Source organism: Shewanella sp. Sh95 (genome assembly GCF_001308045.1).
Taxonomy (GTDB): Bacteria; Pseudomonadota; Gammaproteobacteria; order Enterobacterales; family Shewanellaceae; genus Shewanella; species Shewanella xiamenensis.
On sequence record NZ_LGYY01000165.1, the window covers coordinates 1 to 200 of the forward strand.

The following is a 200-nucleotide window of genomic DNA, read 5'->3' on the forward strand; positions in this document are numbered from 1 at the left end:
TGAGTGTTCATAGCAATATGTACATACAGTAATGTATGAATTGAAACGCGATGCTTCTTAGTGAGCAAAGCGGATCAAAACAGTAGAATTCATTGAGTCGTTTAACGCGAGTTAAACAAAAAACTTTTAATTGAAGAGTTTGATCATGGCTCAGATTGAACGCTGGCGGCAGGCCTAACACATGCAAGTCGAGCGGCAGC

At 41.0% G+C, this 200-nt stretch carries 1 rRNA gene; it reads left to right on the forward strand.

The annotated features are described in order from the left end of the window. Positions 1 to 127 precede the first annotated feature (127 nt). Positions 128 to 200, forward strand: a 16S ribosomal RNA gene (locus tag AEA42_RS21825); the annotation flags it as partial.